This window comes from Micromonospora sp. ALFpr18c, assembly GCF_008868155.1.
Lineage (GTDB): Bacteria > Actinomycetota > Actinomycetes > Mycobacteriales > Micromonosporaceae > Micromonospora.
On record NZ_WBKR01000426.1, the window covers coordinates 1 to 710 of the forward strand.

Genomic DNA, 710 nt, shown 5'->3' on the forward strand with positions numbered 1-710 from the left:
TGGCCGGTGGCGATGCCGGCCAGGTGCAGCGTCTGGTCGCGCATCACCTTCCGCTCGCCCACCCGTCGCCGCAGAACGGCCTCATCCAACACCGCCACGATCTGCGGCGCACGGTCGCTGTGCAGCACTTCCTGGCGATCCATCCGGGCGGTCAGTCGCCGGTCGACCTCATCCGGAGCGAGCAGGCCGCCAGCCTCGAAGACCGCACGCGCGTAGGCCTCCGTCTGGAAGAGCCCCGGCACGTAGCGCGGCTCATACCACCGGAGCGTGCGCGCATGCTCGAAGATCGCCTGCCAGCCGCGTAGCCAGGGTTGCGCCCGGTCAAGGCTGACCAGCTCTGTTGACTGCGGCCGAAGAGGCCGCCGGTGTCGAGGGCGCGGTCGACGAGTTCCAGGTATTTGGCGGTGGGCGGTTGCTGGCCCAGCTCGACGGCGCTGACCATCGACGCCGAGTAGTTGACCGCCCGGGCCAGCTCGTCCTGACTCCAGCCCCGCCGAGCCCGCGCCCGCCGCAGCTCCGCGACCAGGAACGCCGCCGCCGTCATCTGCCCATCGGCCATGCCGCGCCACCCTCCACCCCGCCGACGATCAACTCCAGCCGGCCGCCAGAGCCGCCACCACCCGAAACAGAGCGGCTACGACGACGCGGCCAAACCCTTCCGACCGTAGTCGCCTGATCACCAGACTGTGAAGTGCGGCACCGCTCCCCGT

At 70.7% G+C, this 710-nt stretch carries 1 pseudogene; it reads right to left on the minus strand.

The features are described 5' to 3' along the window. Positions 1-559: pseudogene (locus F8271_RS31525) on the minus strand (Scr1 family TA system antitoxin-like transcriptional regulator); the annotation flags it as partial. Positions 560-710 lie beyond the last annotated feature (151 nt).